Source organism: Streptomyces spinoverrucosus, assembly GCF_006539505.1.
GTDB lineage: Bacteria > Actinomycetota > Actinomycetes > Streptomycetales > Streptomycetaceae > Streptomyces > Streptomyces spinoverrucosus.
On sequence record NZ_BJND01000131.1, the window covers coordinates 1 to 7,057 of the forward strand.

General features: G+C 72.3%; 6 protein-coding genes. 2 read left to right on the forward strand and 4 right to left on the reverse strand.

Annotated elements, in window-relative coordinates; genetic code table 11:
* Positions 1 to 1,528, forward strand: a 1,528-nt coding sequence (locus SSP24_RS41615; protein ID WP_507772850.1) for a response regulator, incomplete at its 5' end; no start/stop codon positions are given.
* 10 nt (positions 1,529 to 1,538) lie between these two features.
* Here SSP24_RS41615 and SSP24_RS41620 read toward each other — a convergent pair.
* Both SSP24_RS41620 and SSP24_RS41625 read right to left on the reverse strand, forming a co-directional pair.
* Positions 1,539 to 2,216, reverse strand: a complete 678-nt coding sequence (locus SSP24_RS41620; RefSeq protein WP_141316337.1) for a fibronectin type III domain-containing protein — start codon at positions 2,214 to 2,216, stop codon at positions 1,539 to 1,541.
* Between the two features lie 136 nt (positions 2,217 to 2,352).
* Positions 2,353 to 2,931: a TetR/AcrR family transcriptional regulator gene (locus SSP24_RS41625; RefSeq protein WP_141316339.1), complete on the reverse strand. Its 579-nt coding sequence runs from the start codon at positions 2,929 to 2,931 to the stop codon at positions 2,353 to 2,355.
* A gap of 192 nt (positions 2,932 to 3,123) precedes the next feature.
* Here SSP24_RS41625 and SSP24_RS41630 point away from each other — a divergent pair, with 192 nt between their 5' ends.
* Entirely contained in the window at positions 3,124 to 4,338 is a 1,215-nt protein-coding gene (locus SSP24_RS41630; protein WP_141316341.1) for an MFS transporter, read from the forward strand.
* A 30-nt stretch (positions 4,339 to 4,368) separates the two neighbouring features.
* On the opposite strand, the gene SSP24_RS41635 is transcribed toward SSP24_RS41630, so the two are convergent.
* Both SSP24_RS41635 and SSP24_RS41640 read right to left on the reverse strand, forming a co-directional pair.
* Positions 4,369 to 6,045: a long-chain fatty acid--CoA ligase gene (locus tag SSP24_RS41635; RefSeq protein WP_141316343.1), complete on the reverse strand. Its 1,677-nt coding sequence runs from the start codon at positions 6,043 to 6,045 to the stop codon at positions 4,369 to 4,371.
* A gap of 129 nt (positions 6,046 to 6,174) precedes the next feature.
* Positions 6,175 to 6,732 (reverse strand): SigE family RNA polymerase sigma factor, encoded by a 558-nt coding sequence (locus SSP24_RS41640; RefSeq protein WP_141316345.1) that lies wholly within the window; start codon positions 6,730 to 6,732, stop codon positions 6,175 to 6,177.
* Between the last annotated feature and the right edge of the window lie 325 nt (positions 6,733 to 7,057).

Genomic DNA, 7,057 nt, shown 5'->3' on the forward strand with positions numbered 1-7,057 from the left:
GCCGCAGCCCGCCCAGGCCGCCGTACCCCCGCAGACCCCGGCCCCCGCCCGGCCCCTCCCCGCCGAGGCGGCACCGGCGCACAGCGCCACCCCGCCGCCGCAGCAGTGGCCCGCCAGCGCCGGTGCGGACGAGACCCCCACCACGGGCACTCCCGCCACGGGCACCCCGGTACCTCAGCCCGGCGCCGGCGCACCCGTGCCGCCGAACGCGCCCGGGACGCCCGTACCGCCGAACCCCCAGCAGGCACCCCCCGCACCACAACCCCCGGCACCCGCCGCCCCCCTGCCCCCCGAGGCAGCGGCCGGTCCGACCAGTGGGACCCAGGCGCGGATGGCGCAGCCCCTGCCCGCGGAAGCCGCCGGTTCCGTGGATCCGAACTCCACCCAGGGCCGGGCGATCAGTGTGCGGACGCTCGGCCAGGGTGTGCCGTTCACGCGGCAGGCGGCGCAGGTCCAGCAGCCGTCGGCCGGGGCCACGCCTCCACCCCATCAGCCGTCGGCCGGGGCCACTCCTCCGCCGCACCAGTCGTCGGGCGGGGGCCGACGCCGCAAGCTGGGTACGCCTCCGGAACCGGCCGCCGCACGCCCGCATCCGCAGGGCCAGCAGCCCCCCGCCGCCCAGCAGAAGCAGCCGTCGCTCGCCGGGCAGTCGCGGCTCGCCGGGCCCGAGAGTGAGGGGCCCGGACGGTCGTACGCCATAGGCGCACCGGACGAGAACGCCGCCGAGGGTCCCGAACCGCTGGACGGTCCCGGTGGGGCCGTCGAGGTGGCGGACCCGCCCCGCCCGCAGCCGATGGACGACGAGCTGCCGCCGGAGCCGCTCGACAACCCGCGTCGGCTGCTGGTGTGGCCCGCACCGGACGTGTCGACGCAGCAGGCGCTCAGCGACCGCGGCTACCGGCCGGTGATCGTGCACTCGCGCGAGGAGGTCGACGCGCAGATCGCCGCGTTCCCGGCGGCGCTGTTCGTGGACCCGCTGACCGGGCCGATCACGCGGACCGCGCTGCAGTCGCTGCGGCAGGCGGCCGTGGCGGCGGAGGTGCCGGTCATGGTGACGGCCGGGCTCGGGCAGGCGACGCGCGAGGCGGCGTACGGCGCCGATCCCGCCGTACTGCTCAAGGCGCTCGCCCCGCGCGACAGTGAGCAGCACCCGCCGCGCGTACTGCTGATCGAGGAGCACGCGGAGATCGCGCTCGCGCTGACCGCGACGCTGGAGCGGCGCGGGATGCAGGTGGCGCGGGCGGCGAGCGACGCCGACGCGGTGACGCTGGCGGGACAGTTCCGGCCGAACCTGGTGGTGATGGACCTGATGCAGGTGCATCGGCGCCGGGCGGGAATCGTGGACTGGCTGCGCGCGAATGGGCAGCTCAACCGCACCCCGCTCGTCGTCTACACGGCCGCCGTCGACCAGGCCGACCTGCCGCGGCTCGCCTCCGGCGAGACGGTGCTGTTCCTCGCGGAGCGGTCCACGAGTACGGAGGTGCAGAGCCGGATCGTGGATCTGCTGGCGCGGATCGGGACCAACTGAGCCACGCCGGTCAGCTGCGACCAGCGCCTTCCAGCCCGGCGACGACGGCCTGTTCGTCGCGGCCGTTCACGGCCTTTTCCAGGCTGTCGTCGGCCCGGCGGGAGAAGCGTTCGCCGCGTGCCACGTCCTCCTCGGTCAGGACCCGGCCGCACCATTCGCCGCGCCCGGCCGTGCGGTCGTCGAACGGGACGGCGGCGCCCTCCCCCAGCACCGCCCACCCGTCGGCCGTCCAGCGCACGGCGAGCAGATAGGTGTGGCCGGGCTCCAGGCGGGGTGCGTAGGCGGCGGTCCGTTTGACCCGGTTGCCGCTCGCGCGGTGGATGCGCCAGCCGGGGGCGGTCAGCTCGAAGCCCTCGTCGATCGACCGGTCGGGCCGCGGGGCGGACCAGAGGACGTCGTCCGTGCGGAGGGTGACCGTCCGGTCAGTCTGGAAGCGGTACGCGCCCTTCTTGAACTCGCGCCGGTTGGTCTCCTCCTCGCGGACCGGGGTGGCCACGACGACGTGGTCGGCGTTCTCGACCCAGTCCTGCGCCGTCTGCGAGGGGTAGGGATCATCGGCTGAACCGCAGCCCACCACGGTGTCCAGACCGCCGCTGCCGACCAGCAGAGCTCCGGCGACACCGGCGAGCGCCAGGAACAACGCGACGGGGCGGCGCGGGATGCGGTCGGCTGAATACGTCAGGTCCATGACGTTCTAGACGATCACTCGGCCGGTCCGGATGCGCCGGGTACTGTGCGTTCTTGATCACTTCCGCGGTCCCGCGCGCTGATCACCTGCGCGGTCCGGCGTCTTGATCACTTCCGCGGCCCCACCCGACGAAGCCTCAGCGTGCCGTCAGCCGTCGTGCCGCTTCCTTCACCGACGCCCGCAACCGCTCCCGGTCCGTGTCTTCCGCGCCCACCAGGATGCGCTTCATCTGCGGGACGACGGCCGCCCAGTTGGCCACCGCGGTGAGCAGGAAGAGCAGGTCGGGGGCCGGGATGGCGTCGGTGACGACGCCCCGTTCCTGACCGTCCCGCAGCGCGGCGACCTTGCGGGCGTAGTGCTCCCGGCGTTCGGGCTCGTCGGGCAGTTCGGTGGTGCCGTACTCCAGACCCTCCCAGAAGAGCAGGCGCAGCAGTTCGGGGTGGGCGGCGTGGTAGTCCATCAGGCGGTCGATCCAGGCCTCGATGTCGTCCGGATCGACGGGGACCGAGACCGCGAGGTCGAGCATCTTCTTCTCCAGGACATGGGTGAAGAGCTCCGCCTTGTTGCCGAAATAGGCGTAGATCAGCTGCTTGTTGGCCTTGGCCTCGGCGGCGATGCGGTCGATGCGGGCGCCGGCGATGCCGTGTCGGGCGAACTCGGCGACGGCCGCGTCGAAGATGCGGGCCTTGGTGGCTTCGGGGTCCCTGACTGCCATGGATACAGGGTAGCCGGAGAGGTAACCAACGGTTTGGTTGACGGGGAATGAGTGGGGCGCGCAGACTGTTGAGCGGTACGTCAACTAACTAGTTAGTTGCTAGAGCAGGCTCGAAGCACCCGCCTCGAAGCAACCCAAGCATCCGCCCCGCAGATCTCACTCGAAGATCCGACTCGAAGGAGTCCTCCGCCGATGCCGTCAGCAACCTCGGCGACCACCGCCGACCAGGCACCCCCGACCACTCCCACGAAGCAGCCGACGCCCGCCGCCCCCGCCCTCTTCCTCACCCTCATCGCCGTCTGCAGCGCCGTCACGGCCGCCAACATCTACCTCGCCGCCCCGCTGCTCACCCTCATCGCCCGCGACTTCGGCTCGGCCCCCTCCGCCGTGGCGTGGATCGCCTCGGTCGCGCAGTTCGGGTACGCGATCGGCCTGCTGCTGTTCGCCCCGCTCGGCGACACCGTCAACCGGCGCCGCCTGGTCACCGGCCTCACCCTGCTGACCACGGCCGCGCTGGCCGCCTCCGCCGCCGCGGGCGGCACGGGCACCCTCGCGGTCGCCGTTTTCGTCGCGTCCGCCGCGACCGTCATACCCCAGCTCCTCGTCCCGCTGGTCGCCGAACGCGCCCCCGCCGCACACCGGGCCCGCCATGTCGCCGTCGTGATCTCGGCCCTGTTCGCGGGCATCGTCGCGGCCCGCGTGGTCGGCGGACTGGCCGGGCAGGCCTTCGGCTGGCGGGCGGTGTTCCTGGGCGCGGGCGCCCTGACCCTCGTCCTGGGCCTGACCACGGCGCTGGTCCTGCCGTCGGAACGGCGCCCCAGCACCGGCCATCTACTCTCCGGCATCACCGCGCTGCCCGGCCTCGTCCGCCGCTCGCCCGACCTGTGGCGCGCGTGCGTACGGCAGGCGGGGATGTTCGGAGCGTGGAGCGCGCTGTGGACATCGCTGGCGCTGCTGCTGACGGGGCCGTCGTACGGCCTGTCCATCGCCACCGCCGGGCTCTTCGGCCTCTTCGGGCTGGCGGCCAGCGTGGTCGCTCCGCTGGCGGGCGGGCTGGTGGACCGTTTCGGCGCCGCACGCGTCGTACGCTCCGCGTATCTGCTCGCGGCCGTGTCCGTGCCGCTCTTCTGGCTGGGCGGGCAGGTGATGTGGGCGCTCTTCGCGGCCGCGATCGCCATTCACGCCGCCCTGGTCGCCTCCCACGTCGCCAACCAGACCCTGGCCCTCACCACGACCTCCACCCCGGCCACCGCCAACACCGCGTACGTGGTCGCGGGCTTCGCGGGCGGCGCGATCGCGTCCGCCCTCGCCGGGACCGCGTACAGCCACTGGGGCTGGGGTGGCGTGTGTGCGGTGGCGGGGGTGTGGCTCCTGCTGGGGTGGACGACCACGTCCGTACGGCGGTGAGGGCGGCCGCCGTACGGACGTACGGGCCGCTCAGAGCTTGGTGACGTCCAGCTCCCCTTCCGCGTACTGCCTGCGCAGCACCTTCTTGTCGAACTTGCCGACGCTCGTCTTCGGCACCGACTCGATGACCGTCCAGCGCTCCGGGAGCTGCCACTTGGCGATCCCGCCCTGGTCGGCCAGGAAGGTGCGGAGGGTCTCGAAGTCGGTGGCGGCGCCCTCCTTGAGGACGACCGTGGCGAGCGGGCGTTCGCCCCACTTCTCGTCGGGGACGGCGACCACGGCGGCCTCGGCGACGTCCGGGTGGGACATCAGGGCGTTCTCCAGCTCCACGGAGGAGATCCACTCGCCGCCGGACTTGATGACGTCCTTGGCGCGGTCGGTGAGGGTGAGGTAGCCGTCGGGCGAGATCGTGCCGACGTCGCCCGTCTTCAGCCAGCCGTCCTCGCTGAACTTGTCGGCGGGGCGCAGGGGGTCGGCGTCCGGGCCGTTGTAGTAGGCGCCCGCGATCCAGGGACCGCGGACCTCCAGCTCACCGGCGGACTCACCGTCCCAGGGGATGCGCTCGCCGCCGGGACCGGTGAGGCGGGCCTCGACGCTCGTCGGGAAACGGCCCTGCGTGAGCCGGTACGCCAACTCCTCCTCCGTACCGACCGCGTGCGCCGGCGGACGGGCGACCGTGCCGAGCGGCGAGGTCTCCGTCATGCCCCAGGCGTGACAGACCCGCATGCCCAGCTTGTCGAACGCCTCCATCAGCGAGGGCGGGCAGGCCGAGCCGCCGATGGTGACCTGGGTGAGGAAGGAGACATCACGGGGCCGGGCGTTCAGCTCGGCGAGCAGGCCCTGCCAGATGGTGGGGACCGCGGCGGCGTGCGTCGGCTTCTCCCGCTCGATCATCTCGGCGAGGGGGGCGGGCTGCAGGAAGCGGTCCGGCATCAGCAGGTTGACGCCGGTCATGAAGGTCGCGTGCGGCAGGCCCCAGGCGTTGACATGGAACTGGGGGACCACCACGAGTGAGGTGTCCTGGTCGGTCAGGCCCATCGACTGGGCCATGTTGACCTGCATCGAGTGCAGATAGACCGAACGGTGGCTGTAGACCACGCCCTTGGGGTCGCCCGTGGTGCCGGAGGTGTAACACATGGCGGCGGCCTGGCGTTCGTCCAGCTGCGGCCAGTCGTACGTGGTCGGCTTGCCGGCGATCAGGTCCTCGTACTCGTGCACCTGGGCCGTGGCGTCGGCGAGGAGGGAGCGGTCGCCCGGGCCGGAGACGACGACGTGCTCGACCGTCTTCAGATGCGGCAGGAGCGGGGCCAGCAGCGGGAGCAGGGAGCCATTGGCGATCACCACCCGGTCGGCGGCGTGATTGACGATCCAGGCCAGCTGCTCGGGAGGCAGACGGAGGTTGAGGGTGTGCAGCACCGCGCCCATGCTCGGGATCGCGAAGTACGCCTCGACATGCTCGCTGTTGTTCCACATCAGAGTGCCGACCCGGTCGTCGTCGCGGACCCCGAGGTCGTCGCGCAGGGCGTGCGCCAACTGGGCCGCGCGGGTGCCGATCTCGGCGTAGGAGCGGCGGTGCGGGTCGCCCTCGCCGGTCCAGGTGATCACCTGCGACGATCCGTGGATCGTGGACCCGTGGGTCAGGATCCTGGAGATCAACAGCGGTACGTCCTGCATGGTGCTCAGCACGGCGTCCTCCCGGGGCGACATTGCCTACGCGGCGGTAAGGTGTGCGCTGATTCTGCGCACATACCGAGCGGTATGTCACTAGATCCGGGTGATCGATCACTGCACGTTGCCGGACACAACGGCTCGGGATCGAACAACGCCCAGCTCACGTCACCGGACCAGCCCGAGCTCGGGGTCCTCGCGGAGCTTGCCCAGCGCCCGTGACACCGCCGACTTCACCGTGCCGACCGACACGCCGAGCAGCTCGGCCGTCTGGGCCTCGCTCAGGTCCTCGTAATACCTGAGGACGACCATCGCCCGCTGCCGGTCCGGGAGTCTCATGATCGCCCGCCACATCGCGTCGCGCAGCGCCTGCTGCTCGGCCGGGTCGTCGCCGCCGGGCAGCGGCTCCGGCTCGGGCAGCTCCTCGCAGGCGAACTCGTCCACCCGACGCTTGCGCCACTGCGAGGTGCGGGTGTTCAGCAGCGCGCGGCGGACATAGCCGTCCAGCGCGCGATGGTCCTCTATGCGCTCCCAGGCGACATACGTCTTGGTGAGCGCGGTCTGCAGCAGGTCCTCCGCGTCGCTCGGGTTCGCGGTGAGCGACCGGGCGGTGCGCAGCAGCACGGGCTGACGGGCCCGGACGTACGACGCGAAGGACGGGTACGTGAGGGTCTGCGTCCGGGGTACGGCCGCGTTCGAGGCGGTGGTGCAGACGGGTGTGGTCATGGCTCCAAGCTAGGTTCGCGGGCCCCTCGTCCGGATCGCCCGCAGGTCCCGAAGAAGAGTCCCCCTCAGGGTGTAGAGGTGGGGCTGACTGCACCTCCTGGAGGTGGACGAGGGAGGGAGTGCTACTGCGGGTGTGTCCCCTAAGGGGCGCGCGGAGGGGCGGTCACCTCGGGGTCATTGGGCGGTGGTCAGGGGGCTCGACCTCTCGGCCGTCAGGCGGTCAGGGCGTCAGGGGGGCGCTCGTCGGACGGTCAGGAGGCGCTCGACTCCCAGCCGTGGGGCGCTGGGACGCTCGGGCCTGCTGAGGGCGCTCGTCTCCCGGCCG